General features: G+C 56.8%; 1 protein-coding gene. It reads right to left on the reverse strand.

Annotated features, from left to right (window positions below):
• Nucleotides 1-179 precede the first annotated feature (179 nt).
• Nucleotides 180-521, reverse strand: a 342-nt coding sequence (locus SM447_RS29990; RefSeq protein WP_474576224.1) for a hypothetical protein, incomplete at its 5' end; no start/stop codon positions are given.

The following is a 521-nucleotide window of genomic DNA, read 5'->3' on the forward strand; positions in this document are numbered from 1 at the left end:
GACGCAAATAAAATACCCGCACGCAAAACGCGCGCGGCACATCCCTCAGAAGGTTTGAGGTCTACCCGCCCAGAACCCGCGCCCAAGCGCGCTTGACCTCGAAACGATACAACCCGCCCAAAAGGCGGGTTGTACAAAAGGCGTTCAGGTATCAGGCCACGTGTGTCCCAACTCGGAAATCAGAACGAGCGCATCACGCCCAGCCGTAGATTTACATTGGAGTACTCGCTGTTATCTCGAGCCGGCTGACCGCTGCTGTTGTGGTAGGCGTCATACAGGATTTCGCCAAACAGCTTGGTCGAATCATTCAGCTGGCGGCTTGCGCCAACACCGATCGTAAGCCCCTTGAGGTGTCCGCTAGCGACACTAAATGGTGAAACGGCGAAATCACCGAAGACAGCCCCGTAGCCCAACTTGCCATAGACGTCATAGTCACCCATCTGCTGACCAACGACCCCCATCAGGCGCAGATTGGCGCTCTGCTTACACAGAACAGGGGCTGGATTGCGCCGTCCGCATTC

It is taken from the genome of Micromonospora aridisoli (assembly GCF_056150025.1).